Origin of the sequence: Methylobacterium sp., from assembly GCF_019745455.1 — a bacterium.
GTDB lineage: Bacteria > Pseudomonadota > Alphaproteobacteria > Rhizobiales > Beijerinckiaceae > Methylobacterium.
Map to the genome: position 1 here is coordinate 152318 of NZ_JAIETD010000028.1, position 16201 is coordinate 168518.

At 68.4% G+C, this 16201-nt stretch carries 12 protein-coding genes and 1 pseudogene; 4 read left to right on the plus strand and 9 right to left on the minus strand.

Going from position 1 to position 16201, the window contains the following annotated elements:
• Positions 1 to 22: 22 nt before the first annotated feature.
• Together K2Y56_RS06300 and K2Y56_RS06305 are read left to right on the plus strand one after the other, a co-directional pair.
• A complete protein-coding gene (locus tag K2Y56_RS06300; RefSeq protein WP_292506192.1) occupies positions 23 to 322 on the plus strand; it encodes a hypothetical protein in 300 nt (99 codons plus the stop codon).
• A gap of 538 nt (positions 323 to 860) precedes the next feature.
• Entirely contained in the window at positions 861 to 4058 is a 3198-nt protein-coding gene (locus tag K2Y56_RS06305; protein ID WP_292506194.1) for a 5'-nucleotidase C-terminal domain-containing protein, read from the plus strand.
• A gap of 13 nt (positions 4059 to 4071) precedes the next feature.
• On the opposite strand, the gene K2Y56_RS06310 is transcribed toward K2Y56_RS06305, so the two are convergent.
• The 4 genes from K2Y56_RS06310 to K2Y56_RS06325 all read right to left on the minus strand — a co-directional run bounded on the left by K2Y56_RS06310 (position 4072) and on the right by K2Y56_RS06325 (position 8007).
• Positions 4072 to 5313 carry a phosphatase domain-containing protein gene (locus tag K2Y56_RS06310; protein WP_292506336.1) on the minus strand — a complete coding sequence of 414 codons (1242 nt, stop codon included), beginning with the start codon at positions 5311 to 5313 and terminating at the stop codon, positions 4072 to 4074.
• An 85-nt stretch (positions 5314 to 5398) separates the two neighbouring features.
• Positions 5399 to 7024 carry a DEAD/DEAH box helicase gene (locus tag K2Y56_RS06315; protein ID WP_292506337.1) on the minus strand — a complete coding sequence of 542 codons (1626 nt, stop codon included), beginning with the start codon at positions 7022 to 7024 and terminating at the stop codon, positions 5399 to 5401.
• Positions 7025 to 7089: 65 nt separating this feature from the next.
• A complete protein-coding gene (locus K2Y56_RS06320; RefSeq protein ID WP_292506196.1) occupies positions 7090 to 7341 on the minus strand; it encodes a DUF3297 family protein in 252 nt (83 codons plus the stop codon).
• A gap of 42 nt (positions 7342 to 7383) precedes the next feature.
• Positions 7384 to 8007, minus strand: coding sequence for a CatB-related O-acetyltransferase (locus K2Y56_RS06325; protein ID WP_292506338.1), 624 nt, complete (start codon positions 8005 to 8007; stop codon positions 7384 to 7386).
• Between the two features lie 75 nt (positions 8008 to 8082).
• On the opposite strand from K2Y56_RS06325, the gene K2Y56_RS06330 reads away from it, so the two are divergent.
• A complete protein-coding gene (locus tag K2Y56_RS06330; protein ID WP_292506198.1) occupies positions 8083 to 10416 on the plus strand; it encodes an NADP-dependent malic enzyme in 2334 nt (777 codons plus the stop codon).
• A 67-nt stretch (positions 10417 to 10483) separates the two neighbouring features.
• On the opposite strand, the gene K2Y56_RS06335 is transcribed toward K2Y56_RS06330, so the two are convergent.
• The 4 genes from K2Y56_RS06335 to K2Y56_RS06350 form a co-directional block, all read right to left on the minus strand.
• Positions 10484 to 11365 (minus strand): PhnA-like protein, encoded by an 882-nt coding sequence (locus K2Y56_RS06335; RefSeq protein WP_292506340.1) that lies wholly within the window; start codon positions 11363 to 11365, stop codon positions 10484 to 10486.
• A 345-nt stretch (positions 11366 to 11710) separates the two neighbouring features.
• Positions 11711 to 12049 (minus strand): hypothetical protein, encoded by a 339-nt coding sequence (locus K2Y56_RS06340; protein ID WP_292506199.1) that lies wholly within the window; start codon positions 12047 to 12049, stop codon positions 11711 to 11713.
• Between the two features lie 48 nt (positions 12050 to 12097).
• The gene (locus tag K2Y56_RS06345; RefSeq protein WP_292506201.1) at positions 12098 to 12280 is read right to left on the minus strand and encodes a CsbD family protein; all 183 of its coding nucleotides are present in this window, start codon (positions 12278 to 12280) and stop codon (positions 12098 to 12100) included.
• 117 nt (positions 12281 to 12397) lie between these two features.
• Positions 12398 to 13855 (minus strand): helix-turn-helix transcriptional regulator, encoded by a 1458-nt coding sequence (locus K2Y56_RS06350; protein ID WP_292506203.1) that lies wholly within the window; start codon positions 13853 to 13855, stop codon positions 12398 to 12400.
• 169 nt (positions 13856 to 14024) lie between these two features.
• Between K2Y56_RS06350 and K2Y56_RS06355 the strand changes: the two are divergent.
• Positions 14025 to 14638 (plus strand): annotated as a pseudogene (locus tag K2Y56_RS06355) (acetamidase/formamidase family protein); the annotation flags it as partial.
• A 9-nt stretch (positions 14639 to 14647) separates the two neighbouring features.
• On the opposite strand, the gene ppx reads toward K2Y56_RS06355, so the two are convergent.
• The gene (gene ppx / locus K2Y56_RS06360; RefSeq protein ID WP_292506342.1) at positions 14648 to 16162 is read right to left on the minus strand and encodes an exopolyphosphatase; all 1515 of its coding nucleotides are present in this window, start codon (positions 16160 to 16162) and stop codon (positions 14648 to 14650) included.
• Positions 16163 to 16201 lie beyond the last annotated feature (39 nt).

The window sequence follows — 16201 nt, forward strand, 5'->3', positions numbered from 1 at the left end:
ACGGCGCTCGGGAGGAATCACCATGAAGATGCTCATCGTCGCGATCCTGGCATTGCCCCTGTCCGCTGCCGCCCTGGCCCAGAGCGGCAACGCGCCGGCGGAGATCCGCCAGCCCGGTCCCCCGAGCCTGACACCGCCAGGGACCTCGTCCGCTCCGGTGGAGAAGCCCGGCGGTATCGACAATGGCGGCCCCGGCTCCATCGGCTCGATGTCGCGCGGCCCTACCGGGGCCGGGACGATCTCGAACAATTCCGGTGCGGCAGGCAATGCCGAGCAGAACCAGAAGCCGATCGGCAATACCGGCGGCGGCGGCACCAACTGAAACCGCTTCAAAGTCCCGCCGGATCCGGGACGCATTTCCGCGGCAGGTCTTCCTCCTGGGAAGGCGTTCGCGGCTGATGCGAGACGGCCCGCCGAGACTCATCGGTTTAGTCATACGGGTGGAAGAAGCCCGGCTCCGCTCCGCCTCGCGTGCATGGCCGCAGCGGCCGCTCTGCGCCAGGGCGCTTCGAACCCGCAAGCTCCCCGCCCTGAAATTCGTTGCTGCTTCATTTCACTGTCGCAAACGCCGGATATGCGGAGGATGCAGTCCAGCGAGCCCAAGACCCGTCAGCCCAGCCGAATTCCGATGACACCGACCTGCCTCACTAGCGTAATTTCCAAGTGGAAAATGGGCAGGCGCGTCGGAATACATCGATCTGCGTGAGGCGGTGCTGCCGGTGACGCTGGGATGAGCGAGAGTTTCTTCACCTGAACGATCGGCATCGACGAGCTCACCTTCGACGGCATGAAGTCGGACGGTTTCACGTGCTCGCCGAGAACAGCCCTGATCGATTTTATTTCCGCAGGGAGCCGCCCCGATGCCCTATACCCTCCAGATCCTGCACGCCTCCGACTTCGAAGCCGGGATCGCTGCCCTGGATCGCGCTCCGAACTTCGCGGCAATCCTGGACCGACTGGAGGACACGACTCCGAACTCGATCACCCTGTCCACCGGCGACGGCTGGATTCCGAGCCCGTTCTACATCGCGGGCGGCGATCCGCAGTTGAACGCGACCTATAACGGCGTCTACAACCAGTTCTACGGCCTCTCGGGGGCGGCCGCATACGGCCGTCTGACCGCCTCGCCCGGGCGCGCCGATATCACGATCCAGAACGTCATGGGCGTCCAGGCCGCGGTGTTCGGCAACCACGAGTTCGATGCCGGCCCGACCGAAGTCTTCAACATCATCGGCGCGAATCTCGGCGCGGCCGCGGGCGCAGCCGACGATACCTGGGTCGGCTCCCTGTTTCCCTATCTCTCGACGAACCTGAACTTCTCGCGGGAGGCGGCACTCTCTGGCGTCGTCCACGCCGACGGCGACGCCGCGACCTTCGCCCAGACCGGCCCGACCTCGACCCAGACCGGAACCGGCGCGGACAAGATCGCCCGTTCGACGATCATCACCGAGAACGGCGAACGGATCGCCTTCATCGGCGCCACCACGCAGATCGACCCCCTGATCTCCTCGCTCGGCAACGTCACCGTCGACGGTTTCAGCGGCCGTGACGACATCCCGCTTCTGGCCCAGCAGATCAACGCCGAGGTCGACCGGGTGCTCGCCGCCAATCCGGGCATCAACAAGGTCATCGTCGGCACGCACCTGCAGCAGTTCTCCAACGAGCAGGCCCTGGCTCCGCTCCTGCGCAACGTCGACGTCCTCATCGGCGGCGGCTCGAACACGCGCCTGACCGACAGCAACGACCGGCTGCTCCCGGGCGATGCCTCGCAGGGTGCCTATCCGCAATTCTTCACGAACGCCTCCGGCCAGACCCTGGCCCTCGTCAACACGGACGGCGAATACTCTTACGTCGGCCGCCTCACGGTCACCTTCGACGATGCCGGCAACGTCATCCGCAACTCGATCACCGCCGAGAACAGCGGCGCCGTGGCGGTGGACAACACCACCGTGACACAGCTCTACGGCTCGACCGCCGCCGCATTCACGCCCGGCAGCAAGGGCTTCCTGGTGCGGGAAGTCATCGAAGGGCTCGACGCCAACAACGACGGCATCCAGGAGACTCTCGGCGTCGCCGACATCATCCGCCAGCAGGACGGCAACATCCTCGGCAAGACGTCCGTCTATCTCGAAGGCCGCCGCGGCGAGGTCCGCACCGAGGAGACCAACCTCGGGAGCCTAAGCTCGGACGCCAACATCTGGTACGCCAAGCAGTTCGACAAAAGCGTCACCGTCTCGATCAAGAACGGCGGCGGTATCCGAGACTCGATCGGCTCGTTCTCGGCGGCCGGCGGCGGTACCGCCGAGTTGCCCCCCGCGGCCAACCCGGCGGCCGGCAAGCAGGCCGGCGACATCTCGCAGCTCGATGTCACCAACTCCCTGCGCTTCAATAACAACCTCTCCCTCGTCACCGTCACGGCGAGCGAGCTCGAGCGGATCCTGGAGCACGGCGTCGCCGCGGTGGCGCCCGGCGCGACACCGGGCCAGTTCACCCAGATCGGCGGCATCTCCTACTCCTTCGACGCCACGAAGCAGTCGCAGACCCTCGACCTCAACGGAAACGTCACCCGCGAGGGACAGCGCATCGTCTCCGCGGCGATCATCGACGAGAACGGCTTCCTCCTCGACACGCTGGTCCAGAACGGCCAGGTCGTCGGCGACCCGAACCGGGCCATCCGCGTCGTCACCCTCGACTTCCTCGCTACCGGCAGCGCCACGGCACCGGGGCTCGGCGGCGACAACTATCCCTTCCCGGCCTATGGCGAGAACCGGGTCAACCTGCGCGACGCGGCGGCGGTCTCGCTGCCCGACACAGAGACCTTCGCGGCGAAGGGTTCGGAGCAGGACGCCCTCGCCGAGTACCTCAAGGCCTTCTACGCCGACACGCCTTTCGGCCTGCTTGATACCGGCCCGGCCGGCGACACCCGCATCCAGAACCTCGCGGCCCGCTCCGACACTGTCCTGCAGCGCGGCACCGCTCAGAACGGCACCGACGGCGCCGATACCCTGAGGGGCTCCGCCTTCGCCGACCTCATCCGCGGCGGGGCGGGCGACGACACCATCGTCAACAGTGCCGGCGACGACATCCTGATGGGCGGCGGCAACGCCAACGGCTCCCCCGGCACCGATACCCTCGTCCTCAGCGGACCTTTCTCGGCCTACAGCGTCGGCCAAATCGGCTCCGCCACCGTGCTGTCCGGCCCGGAAGGCCGCGATCTGATCAGCGGCTTCGAACGCTACACCTTCTCGGATAGGACCATCGTCACGGGGGATGGAGCGCCACTCGTCGACGACCTCTACTACCTCGCCAACAACCGCGACGTCTTCGCTGCGGGTACCGACGCCGACACCCATTACGCGGCGAACGGCGCCCGGGAGGGCCGCGATCCCAACGCCTTCTTCTCGACCAGCGGCTACCTCGCGGCCAATCCCGACGTGCGGGCTGCCGGCGCCAATCCGCTGGCCCATTACGACACCTTCGGCTGGAGAGAAGGTCGCGATCCCGGCGTCAACTTCGACAACGAGCGCTACCTCGCCGCCAATGCCGACGTTCGGGCTGCCAACGTCGATCCGCTCGCGCACTTCCTCAACGTCGGCCAGGCTGAAGGTCGAAGCGCCTTCGAGCAGGTCGGGCGCAGAGCCGATTTGCAACGCGCCGACGGCTTCGATGCGCAATACTACCTTCTCGCCAACAAGGACGTCGCGGTCGCCGCCACCGCCTCGGGACAGGATACCTTCGCCTTCGCCCGTCAGCATTACGACCGTTCCGGTATCAGGGAGGGCCGCGACCCGAACGCGATCTTCGATACCGACGGCTATCTGGCGGCCTATCGCGATGTCGCCGCCGCGGGCACGAATCCGCTGACGCACTACCTTCAGTCCGGAGCGCGCGAGGGCCGCGACCCGTCCGTGGAGTTCGACTCCTCGGCCTACCTCGCCGCCTATGCGGACGTCCGCGCGGCCCAGGTCAACCCGATGAAGCACTACCTCGAGTTCGGCATCGCGGAAGGGCGCAGCGCCTTCGCCGACACGACCTTCGGAGCCGGCACGGTCGGCTGACCGCAGACAGGTATCAGGCGCGTCGCGGGGCTGGCCCCTGCGCCGCGCCCGCCCCGTCCTCCTCGACGACGAGGCTCGGCGGCGCATCGGGTTCGTCGGCCAGCAGCTGGCGCAGCCCCTCGGCCGTGACCGTCCGGATTTCGGCGGCCGGTGCGCCGAGATCCTGTCCGGCCGCGACCTCGGCGACCGCCCCCTGCCCGATCAATCCGATTCCGGCGGCATGCTCGGCCATGACGACGCTGTCGGCGGCGAGGACGAGACTGCTGCCGGACGCTGCGACCGCCCGCGCGAGCCGCTCGACATCCTCGATCCGGCCGGCATGGCGCGAGACGTTGCGGATGTAGACGGCGCGGACGCGGCCTGGATTCTCCTCGACGATGCGGGCATAGACCTCCGGGTCGTGCTGCCCGCTATCGCCGATGAGCACCACCGGCAGGTCGGGATAGACCGCGAGCATCTTCCCGATCAGCGCGCGCTTGTGGTCCTCGGCGCGGCGCGGTAGCGGCCGCTTCCACGAGAGCCCCCATTCGCGCAGGAACAGCACCGGCCCCGCCGGGATGCGGTGCATCGCGAAGAACGTGCTGAGCATGTCGTAGATGCCCCAGGGCGCCCGTGAGACGTAGAGCATCGGGTTGCCCTCGTCGCCGTCCGCACCCGAATGGAGAGCCCGGTAGAAGGCCGCCGCGCCGGGAAAGGCGATCCGGCTCTCGGCATCGGCCACGAACAGGCGCCACAGCATCTTCAGCTTGTTGGCGACGCCCGTGTGCATCACCGTGTCGTCGATGTCGCTGATGATCAGGGTCCGGCAGCGCGATGTCGGAATGAATACCTCGCACCGTCCGTGGATCGGCGGCTCGGTCTCGACGACGAGATCGACCGGGTGCCAGGCCACATCCTCGGACGGCAGCTGACGCGGATTGAGGGTGATGCGGAAATAGCCGTCGCGGTCGGTGAAGACGCGGCTCTCCGCGCCTGCGAACCGTCCAACCACCGCCACGCCGGCGACCCGGCGGCGGCGGATCCGGCGCCCGATGTCGCGAAGGGCCGCTCGGATCTCGGTATCCTCGGCGACCTTTTCGGGACGAGACTGACGAAAGACCCGGCCGATCAGGAAGATCTCCTGGCGCGAACCGTAGCCGCGATAGGCTTCGAGGACGGTGCCGTGGCGCCCCTGCGCCCGGCGCACCGGACGGGCGGCCATCTTGAGGAGGCCGCCAGCCGCCCTTCGCCATGTGCCCTTTCGCCATGTCGACATCGGTGGCTTCGACATGATCACCAGGCATCCTCGTCTCGCGGGCTCGTCGATGCGGGGCCAACGCATGACGGGGCGACAAGTGCATCTATCCGAGCCGGCGCGTGTCCGCGAAGACGCGCCCACCCGGCAGGCGATACTGGATGCTCTCCGACAGCCGGCCGTTGGCGCGGACCTGGATCGCCACGGGACGGACGAGCGCGTCCCGGCGCTCCAGCGCCTCGGCCACCGTCATCGGCGCGGACGGATCGCCGGTGAACTGACGCCACCACGCCACCGCCTTCTCGCGCGGGTAGCCATGATGCTCCAGGCAGACCCTGACCTGGGCGCTGAGGCCGCCGGCGAGACGGAAGGTCACCTCCAGGCTCTCGGGCGCGTCCGGCGGGGCGTGGACGCCGAGGCTCCAGGCCTCGACCCGCTGCCAGTCGGGGGTCCTGCCGGAAAGGATCGGGTTCTCGTCGTCGGCGCTCGCCTCGTGGGCGGCATCCCCGTCCTCCTCCGGCTCGACCCAGCAGGCCTCGCAGGTACTCGCATTGAGGGCGATGAGGGCGCCGCAGCCCGGGCAGGGCTTGGCCCTGACCTCGCCCTCGCGGCCCTTGACGGCGGCGGCGCTGCGCGCGGTGACGATATCGACCGGGCCGTGCATGCGCACGAGGCCGGCATAATCGAGGATCAGCCCGTCCGTCTTGCCGGGCGCGAGGCGCAGGGCGCGGCCGACCTGCTGGACGTAGAGCCCGGTGCTCTGGGTCGGCCGCAGCAGAGCGATGAGGTCGACCCGCGGCACGTTGAACCCGGTCGCCAGCACCCCGACCGAGGTCAGGCATCGCAGCCTCCCCTCGCGGAAGGCCGCGATGGTGCGGTCGCGCTCGCGCTTGCCGGTCTCGCCCGAGATCGTCTCGCAGGAGATGCCCTCCTGCCGGATCGCGTCGCGCACGGCCTCCGCATGAGCAAGGCCGGCGCAGAAGGCGAGCCAGGCGCGGCGGTCGCGGCCATAGGCCACCATCTCCTCCACAGCCGCGCGCGTGATCCAGTCGCGGTTGACCGCAGCTTCGAGGGCGCCCGGAATGTAGTCGCCGCCACGCCTCGGCACCCCGGCGACGTCGAGGGTGGTGGCGGTGGCCTTGGAGACCAGGGGCGAGAGGTAGCCTTGGTGGATCAGGTCGCCGACATTGGCCTCGTAGACGATGCGCTCGAACAGGCGTCCCTCGCCCTCGTCGAGGCGCCCGCTATCGAGCCGATAGGGGGTGGCCGTGAGCCCGACGAGGCGCAGGTCCGGCCGCTCGGCTCTCAGGGCGGCGAGGAATCGGCCGTAGCCCGTCTCGGCGTTGCGCGGGATGAGATGGGCCTCGTCGACGATGACGAGGTCGACGGCACCGATCTCGCGGACACGTCCCGCCACCGACTGGATGCCGCAGAACAGGACCTGCGCCGAGGCCTCGCGTCGTCCGAGGCCGGCGGAATAGATCCCGGCCGGCGCCTCGGGCCAGTAGCCGAGGAGCTCGCGATGATTCTGGGCGATGAGCTCGCGGGTATGGGTGACGATCGCGACCCGCAGGCCCGGGTACGTCGCCAGGGCCTCGCGCACCAGGGCGGCGATGACCAGCGCCTTGCCGGCTCCCGTCGGCAGGACGACGAGACCGGCGCGGTCGCCGGCCCGCCACGAGGCTTCGAGAGCGTCGAGGCTGGCGCGCTGATAGGGTCGGAGTTGCATGATGGCGGCTGTCTAGCCGAAGCCGCCGAGCCGTGTCCGTGGCGGATCGGTGACGCCGGAGCCTCGACTCAGGCCGCGTCGGTCTTGTCCTTGAAATAGGGCTCGACCGGACCTTTAAGTTTCACGGTCATCGGGTTGCCGGCCCGGTCGAGGGTCTTGCCGGCGCTGAGACGGACCCAGCCCTCGCTGACGCAATATTCCTCGACATTGGTCTTCTCGACGCCCTTGAAGCGGATGCCGACCCCGCGCTCGAGCATGGCCTCGTCGTAGAAGGGGCTGTTGGGGTTGGCGGCGAGGCGGTCGGGCGGGGTCTCGGACATCGTCGAAGGCCTTGATCGAAAGGGTTCTACCGAAGGACCCGGTTAAGCAATTCGAGGGGCCGCCGCAACGCCGGCTGCCCGCAGCGCCGCGACGAGTTCGGATGCGCGCCCGCCCTGCAGCAGCGGCACCAGCCGAGCCACGGTCTCGGGATCGCGGTCCCACCAGGCGGTCTCGAGAAGATCGGCGACCGTCGCCTCGTCGAAGCGGTGGCGCATGAGCCGCGCGGGATTGCCCGCCACGACCGCATAGGGCGGCACGTCGCGGCTGACCACCGCACGGGCCGCCACCACCGCACCATGGCCGATCGTGACCCCCGACAGGATGAGGCAGCCGGAGCCGAGCCAGACGTCCGAGCCGATCGTCACGTCGCCGCGCGAGACCTGGTAATCCCCGGGAGCCTGTGCTGCGGCCCAAGGTCCGTGCATGGCGGCGAAGGGGTAGGTCGAGACCCAGTCGAGGCGGTGATCGCCGCCCAGCATGATCTCGACATGGTCGGCGATGGAACAAAATCGCCCGATCGTCAGCCGCCGCCCGGAGCGCGCAAAGCGCACCTTGGGATGGCCGTAGGAATAGGCGCCGATCTCGAAACCGTGCCGGCGCGCGAGTTTCGCGAGGTGCAGACGTGTCTCGTTGTGCGGGTTGCGTGCGTTCCGCAGGCGGTGCAACAGAGTCCTCAAACGACGCATCCCGATCGCGAAGGTGCGGCGCCGAAGCGGCGCGGGATCCAGGGAGTGAGGCCCATGGGCGACAACATGTCCGACGATCTCAAGTCCGGGGCGCTCGTCTACCATCGCCTGCCACGCCCCGGGAAGCTGGAGATCCAGGCGACCAAGCCCCTCGGCAACCAGCGCGACCTGGCGCTCGCCTACTCGCCCGGTGTCGCGGCGGCCTGCATGGCGATCCACGAAGATCCGCAGGAGGCCGCGACCCTCACCATCCGCCAGAACCTCGTCGCGGTGCTCACCAACGGCACGGCGGTGCTGGGCCTCGGCAATATCGGCCCCCTCGCCTCGAAGCCGGTGATGGAGGGCAAGGCGGTCCTGTTCAAGAAGTTCGCCGGCATCGACGTGTTCGACATCGAGGTCGACCAGACCGACGTCGAGAAGCTCGTCGACGTGGTCTGCGCCCTGGAGCCGACCTTCGGCGGCATCAATCTCGAGGACATCAAGGCGCCCGAGTGCTTCGAGGTCGAGGAGCAGTGCCGGGCGCGGATGAACATCCCGGTCTTCCACGACGACCAGCACGGCACCGCCATCATCGTGGCCGCAGCCGTGCTCAACGCCCTCGAACTCGCCGGCAAGCAGCTCGGCGATGTCCGGATCGTCACCTCGGGCGCTGGCGCCGCCGCCCTCGCCTGCCTCAACCTGCTGGTGTCCCTCGGCGCCCGCGTCGAGAACATCACGGTCACCGACATCAAGGGCGTGGTCTATAAGGGCCGGCCCGAGCTGATGGACCGCTGGAAGGACATCTACGCGCAGGAAACAGAGGCCCGGACGCTTGCAGAGGTCATTCCCGGCGCGGACGTCTTCATCGGCCTCTCGGCCGGCGGGGTGCTCAAGCCCGAATACCTCGAGACGATGGCCGAGAAGCCCCTGATCATGGCGCTCGCCAATCCCTACCCGGAGATCATGCCGGACCTCGCGCAGGAGAAGCGCCCCGACGCGATGATCTGCACCGGGCGCTCGGATTTTCCCAACCAGGTCAACAACGTCCTGTGCTTTCCCTACATCTTCCGCGGCGCCCTCGATGTCGGGGCGACGAGCATCAACGAGGAGATGAAGAAGGCCGCCGTGAAGGCGATCGCCGCGCTCGCCCGCGAGACGCCCTCGGACGTCGTCGCCCGCGCCTATGGCGGCGAGGCGAGGCCCTTCGGCCCGCGCTCGCTGATCCCGAGCCCGTTCGATCCGCGCCTGATCCTGCGCATCGCCCCCGCCGTCGCGCAGGCGGCGATGGATTCCGGCGTCGCGACGCGGCCGCTGGAGAACGTCCAGGCCTACGCCGATAGCCTCGACCGCTTCGTCCATCGCTCCGGCTTCATCATGAAGCCGATCTTCTCCAAGGCGAAGGAGAACCCCAAGCGCGTCATCTATTCCGAGGGCGAGGACGAGCGCGTGCTGCGCGCCGCGCAAGCCATCGTCGAGGACAAGGTCGCGCGGCCGATCTTGGTCGGGCGCCCGCGGGTGATCGAGACGCGGATCAAGCGTTTTGGCCTTTCGATCCGCCAGGGCGAGGATTTCGACCTCATCGATCCCGAGGACGATCCGCGCTATCGCGACTACGTCGCGACCTATCTCGAGATCGCTGGACGGCGTGGCATCACGCCCGATGCGGCGCGGACCTTGGTGCGCACCAACAACACCGTGATCGGCGCGATCGCCGTGCGGCGGGGCGAGGCCGATGCCCTGATCTGCGGGCTCGAGGGCCGGTTCGAATCGCGGCTCAGGGCGATCCGCGACGTGATCGGGCTCGCGCCCGGCGTCCTCGATTTCGCGGCGATGAGCCTCATCGTCACGAAGAAGGGCGCCTTCTTCCTCGCCGACACCCATGTCCGCGCGGATCCCAGCGCCGAGGAGATCGCCGACGTGGCGGTCGCCTGCGCCGAGCACGTCTCCCGGTTCGGCCTGACGCCGAAGATCGCGCTTCTCAGCCATTCCGATTTCGGGCAGTCGGATTCCCGCTCGGCGGTCAAGATGAGGACCGCCCTTGGACTGATCCAGTCCCGCGCGCCCTCCCTCCAGGTCGATGGCGAGATGCAGGCGGATTCCGCCTTGTCGGAACTGATCCGCGACCGCGTGTTGCCGGGCTCGCGCCTGAAGGGAGCGGCCAACGTGCTGGTCTTCCCGAATCTCGACGCGGCCAACATCGCCTTCCAGTTCGCCAAGGTGCTGGCGGACGCACTCCCGGTGGGGCCGCTGCTGATCGGACCGGCCCACCCGGCCCACATCCTGTCGCCATCGGTGACGGCGCGCGGCATCGTCAACGTCACGGCGGCGGCCGTGGTCGAGGCCCAGGCGAGCGTGGTGCGGCCGAAGCCCGATACGGCCGAGCCGGGCTTGCTGCCGATCTCCGGCTGAGGGCCGGAACGACGAGACCCCCGGATCGCTCCGGGGGCCGCATCGCATTGGCGGAGATGTCGTGCCGTCAGTGGCGGCGATCGACGACCAGCGGACCGACGGCGCCGGCACGGCCGGCCAGGAAGGCCGCCAGCGCACCCAGAACCAGCGCGAGGGCGGCGTAGAGCGCGCCCTGGGAAGCGGCGCTGCGGGTGGCCTCGGCGGCAGCCTGGGCCTTCTGTTTGGTCTCAGCCAAAGTCTTCTCGTACTGAGACTTGTACTCGGCGATCTGCGCCTTCGCCTGGTCGACCGGGACGCCCTGAGCCTTGGCCAGCGCGTCGGCGGCCTTGGCCTCGGCCTGGGCCTTCTGGGCCGCGTCACCGGAGAGATAGGCGCGGACGGCGCCGGCTGCCGCATCGCGGAGCGCAGCAGGGTCCTGGTTGCCGCTCGCCTGGCGGACCTGGTTCTCGATGCCGTTCAGCGGGTCGGAGAGCTTGGTCAGCGAGGGAGCCGCCGCCTGGGCTGCGGTCTGAGCAGCGCCGCCGATGGCGGAGCCGGCACCGCCGAGAACGCTGGTGACGCCGCCGAAGGCACCTCCGACGAGGCCGCCGACAGCCGAGGTCAGCAGATATACGATCACCAGGGTGGTGACGGCCCAGGAGACGAGGCCATGGTAGCCGGCGGTGCCCGCGGCGGGCTTGCCCGAGAGCCGCCCGGCGAGGAAGCCGCCGATGGCGGAGGCGACGATGCCGGAGACCACCCACCAGAGGCCGGCTCCCAGCGAGAGCGAGCCCGCGGCCGGATTGTCCGAGCCGGCCGGGTTGAGCACGGCGAGGCCGATGCCGAGGCCGACCATGTTGAGGATCATCTGAGCGACGAGCGCCGCGACGGCGCCGGCGAGGATGGCGCCCCACGACACCTGATGGAGAGAGACGGCGGCGGATCCGGCGGCATGCGCGGAATCATGGATCTCGGTGGCGCGAACAGGGGTGAAGGCAGGCGAAGTGGCCAAGGGGTCGTTCCTTTTCGTGGGGACGTTGAACGGGAAGGGGTATGGGCGCGCCGACGGAGCGCGCCGGCCTGATCGCGGCCGACGCGTGTCCAAGTCTAGCGATGATCTTCGAGCCGAAGATCAGACGAGAGAACGATCTTTATTTTCAGGACCGCTCAGCCCGATTGCAGAGAGCAACGATCGTGAACGTTCTGGATTGAAGATCATTCGGCTGAATCCAGAGTAAAGGCCTCGCTGAGTTGGTCTCGAAACCAACTCGCCTCGACCAGCGAACGAGCGCTCACTCGAGCGGATCGCGCCGTGTCAGGCGCGATGGATCAAAAGACCGAGGCCGTAGCCGACGAGACCGGCGATGAGCAGGGCCGCCACGGGCTTGCCGGCGACCTGGTCAGCGACGACGTCGCGGCCTTCGCGCAGCGAGCGGGCCCCGCGCTCGTACGCCTCGTCGGCATAGCCGGAGACGTTGTCAGCCGCCTCCCGGATTGCGACGCCGGCATCGGCCAGGACCTTCTCGCTCCGGCCCTCGGCCGTGCGCAGGCGGCCGCCGATCTGGGCGCCGCGATCGCCGATGGCATCGCCGACGGCGCTCTCGGCCTGTCCGCCGATCTCCTTGATGGTGCTGCTCACGCGATCCAGGCTCATGATGTCGATCCTTCTATCAGGGTTGATACGGGACGCCTCGCCCGGCGCCTACTTCTTGAGGACGTCGCGGACGCCGTCCGCCGCCTTTCCGGCTGTGCTCTGGGCCTTTCCGGCGAGCTTTTCGGCGGTGCCTTCGACCCGAGTGGCGGTATCGCCCGTGACCTTGCCGATGGCCTCCTTGATGGAACCCTTGGCCTGCTTCACGGCGCCTTCGATTCGGTTCTTGTCCATCGATCGCTCCTTGGCTGTGGATGCAGCGGCAACATCAAGCGTTGCGTGTCGACAGCGAGATGGGAGCGATTTCAATCAGATCAATGATCAGATTTTACTAGTAACCTATGGTAATTATCACGGTCGCGTGAGCGACGCGGCGAAGCCGTTCTCGCGGCCCCATACGATCGCCTCGCCGCGGCGATGCACCCCGAGCTTGCGGTAGAGGGCGGCCACGTGGTTGCGCACGGTGTTCGGCGTCAGCCCGAGGCGCTGCCCGATGGCAGGGTCGGCGAGTCCCTGGCAGATGAGGTTCAGCACCTCGCGCTCCCGTGGCGTCAAAGCCGCCTGTGCCAGGCCCTGGCGGGTGCCGTTCTCATTCGGTTTCAGGCCGCTCAGCCTCTCGATGATGCCGCGGCTGAACCACGAGGCGTCCGCCATCACCGCCTCGATGGCCGCGAAAAGCTCCCGCTCCGAGCGCTTCCGATCGGTGATGTCCTGCAGGACGACGAGGATGCAGGCCTCTTCGCCGATGGTGACCGACTCGGCCGAGACGAGGCTGTCGCGCTCGGTGCCGTCCTGTCGGCGCAGGCAGGTCTCGAGCCCGAGCGCGCTTCCCGTGGCGACCGCGGCCTCGAAGCGGGCACGGTCCTCGGCCTTGACCCAGAGATCGCGGAGATCGAAACCGTTGCGGGTCTCCTCGGTCTCCTTGCCGAAGATGCGGCCGAAAGCCTCGTTCGCACCGACGACCTCGAAGGTCTCCGCCCGGCACAGGAGGGTCGGCACCGGAGTCAGGCGGAAGGCCGCGGCGAAGCGCGCCTCGCTCTGGCGCAGGGCCGTCTCGGCCTTCTTGCGCAGATCGAGGTCGGCGAAGGTGAAGAGCATGCAGGGCTCCTCGCCCATGTCGATGGGCTGGCCGGCGACGATGACGAAACGGGTTCCGCCGTCGGGAAGCCTGAGGCAAGCCTCCATCTGCGGGATGGTACCGCCCTCCTTAAGCCGAGCGATGCCCAGATCCCGGTTCTTGGCCTCGCTGAGCACGTCGACCTCGTAGACGCTGCGGCCGATCACGTCGTCGCGGCGGTAGCCCGTCATTTCGAGGAAGCCGAGATTGACCTTGACATGGCGCAGGTCCGACAGCCGGCAGATCACCGCGGGAGCCGGATTGGCGTTGAAGGTGCGCTCGAACCGCTCCTCGGCCTCGAATTGAGGCGTCACGTCGGTGATGACGAGAACGAGGCAATCCGGCTGGCCCGCGGCATCCGTGATGACGAGGCTGCGGATGCGGTGCATCACGTCGAAGTCCGGCCGGTCGGTGCGGCGGACGTTGACGATCACTTCGTCGAAGGCCTCGCCCGCCACCACCCGTTCCATCGGATAGCGCTCGATGACATGGTGGTTGCGGTAGCGCAGGGCGAACTTTTCACGGTAGGCGCCGACATCGGCGCCGAGCTCGGCGAGATCCTCCGCGCCGTGCATGCCGAGAGCCGCCTCGTTCGCCCAGGCGATGGTCTGATCGGGCTCGATCAGGATCACGCCCTCGGTCAATCCGGCGATGATCTGTCGGAGCTGCGAACGGTCGACGCCGGTGGTCAATGGGCTGAACCATTCCTCGTCGCGTGGGACGGAATACTCAAGCTGCGCGCTGCATAACGCAGGTGATCGCGAGTCGTTGCGCCGCCCTGCGAAGCTCGCGCCAAACCTTGGCCGCTGCATTGCATGCACTCTGCCGACGCAACACGAGGCGAAACGACGTGCCGTGGCGATGATCCGAACTGTGCCGGTTTCAAAGCATTTCGGCACGATGGGCCTCGCGCCCAAGGAAGCCGACATGGTGAACTCGATCCCCCCGAGCTATACCGGCGGCAACATCGACAATTGGCGCATCGGCAAGGGTGCCACGATGTATTATCCGGTGGCCGTGCCGGGCGCCCTGTTCTCGGTGGGCGACCCGCATGCGAGCCAGGGTGAGTCCGAGCTGTGCGGCACCGCCATCGAATGCTCGCTCACCGGCACCTTCCAGTTCGTGCTGCACAGACAAGCGGATCTGGCCGGCACCTCGCTCGAAGGGCTCGACTTCCCCATGATCGAGACGGCGGAGAAGTGGGTGTTGTCGGGCTTCAGCTACCCGAACGACCTCGCCGATCTCGGCCCCGACGCGCAGAACGCGATCTTCGCAAAAACTCGATCGAGCTCGCCACGCGCGACGCCTTCCGCAAGACGCGCCAGTTCCTGATGCACGCGCACGGCCTCACCGAGGAAGAGGCGATTTCGCTCATGTCGATCGCGGTCGATTTCGGCATGACCCAGGTGGTCGACGGCAACTGGGGCGTCCACGCTATCGTCAAGAAGGCGATTTTTGCGGAGAGGGCAAGCTGAGGAGACCCGTCACCCCACCTCGACCCTTCCCTCCAGCCCGATCACCCGCCCGAGCCCGCGGACGCGGCCAAGGATGCGCTCGCCGGCCAGCGCCCGCCATTCTGCCGGTATGGTCAGCAAGACCTTGCCATCGGCGACGCCGATGGGGATGCGCGGGAGGGTTCCGGCCATGCCGGCCGAGACCGGGAAGGCGACGCGCAGCAATCCGCCCAGGAGCCGCGCCCGCTCGAACAGGCGTGGGCCAGCGAGACCGCGCAGCATGGGACTCGCCTTTTCTGCCGCGACGCCCTCGTGGCGGAAATAGACGGCCAGGGCGAGATAGGCGCGGCCGGGATGATCGATGCCGACGAAGGCGCCTTGCGTGATCACGTCGATGCTGTGCTCGCCGCGGTAATCGGGGTGGGCGCGCCAGCCGATGTCGGAAAGGAGGCAGGCGGCATGGCGCAGGCGGCGCTCGTCCGCCGTCTCGGGGCCGTCCAGGGCGCTCACGAACCTGTCGGTCCAGGCGATGAGGTCGTTGGCATGCCCGGGCGAGCGGGCGCGCAGGACGTTCAGCTCCGAGGCGGCGGCGAGGAGCGGGTCGACGGCGCGGGTCTCGCGGTCGAGTTGCTCGTAGAGGAGCCCCTCGCGCACACCGCTCGCCGAAATCGCCACCTCGCGCGGCCGGCCGATGCGGATGATCTCCTCGAGCACGATGGCGCCGTAGGCCAGAAGCGGCCGGCGAGCCTCCGAGATGGTCTCGACGTCCGCGAGGAGGGCGGTGTCGACCCTCTCGACCACTTCGAGGAAGTTCAGTTCGTCCGAGGGCTCGACGCAGTAGCCGTGCATGACGTGGAAGGGATAGAGCCGCGCGGCCTGATGGAGACGCGCGAGCGCCCGCCAGGTGCCGCCGACCGCATAGAAGCTGCGCCCGCGCAGGGTCTCCAGTTGCGGCGCCGCCTTCTTCAGATGGTCCCGGACGATCTTCTGCGCCTTCTTGGGCGAGCCGCCGGTGAGGTCCTGCAGAGCGAGGCCGCCGAGCGGCATGGTCACCCCCTGCCCCACCGTCGCGCCGCGCACGTCGACGAGTTCGAGGGAGCCCCCGCCGAGGTCGCCGACGACGCCGTCGGGCGCGTGGAAGCCGGAGATGACGCCCAGCGCCGAGAGTTCGGCCTCGCGCCGGCCGGAGAGCAGTTCGATCGGGTGGCCGCAGGCGGCCTCGGCCGCGGCGAGGAAGTCGGGGCCGTTCTCGGCGTCGCGGGCGGCGGCCGTGGCGAGGACGAAGACTCTGTCGATCTTCATCACCTCGCACAGCACCCGGAAACGAGCCAGGGCGGCCAGGGCCCGCCTGACGGCCTCCTCGTTGAGGCGGCCGGTGGTGATGACGTTGCGGCCGAGTCCGCACAGGACCTTCTCGTTGTAGAGCGGCGTCGGCGCCCGGGTCAGGCGGTGATAGGCGACGAGGCGGACCGAGTTCGAGCCGATATCGATGATTGCCACCGGTGTCCGCGCCGGCGCGTCGCCGGCGGTCGCGGAGATTGGCATCGGGCTGGTGGAGGAGAGGCCCATCCAGGGTCCTTGCGA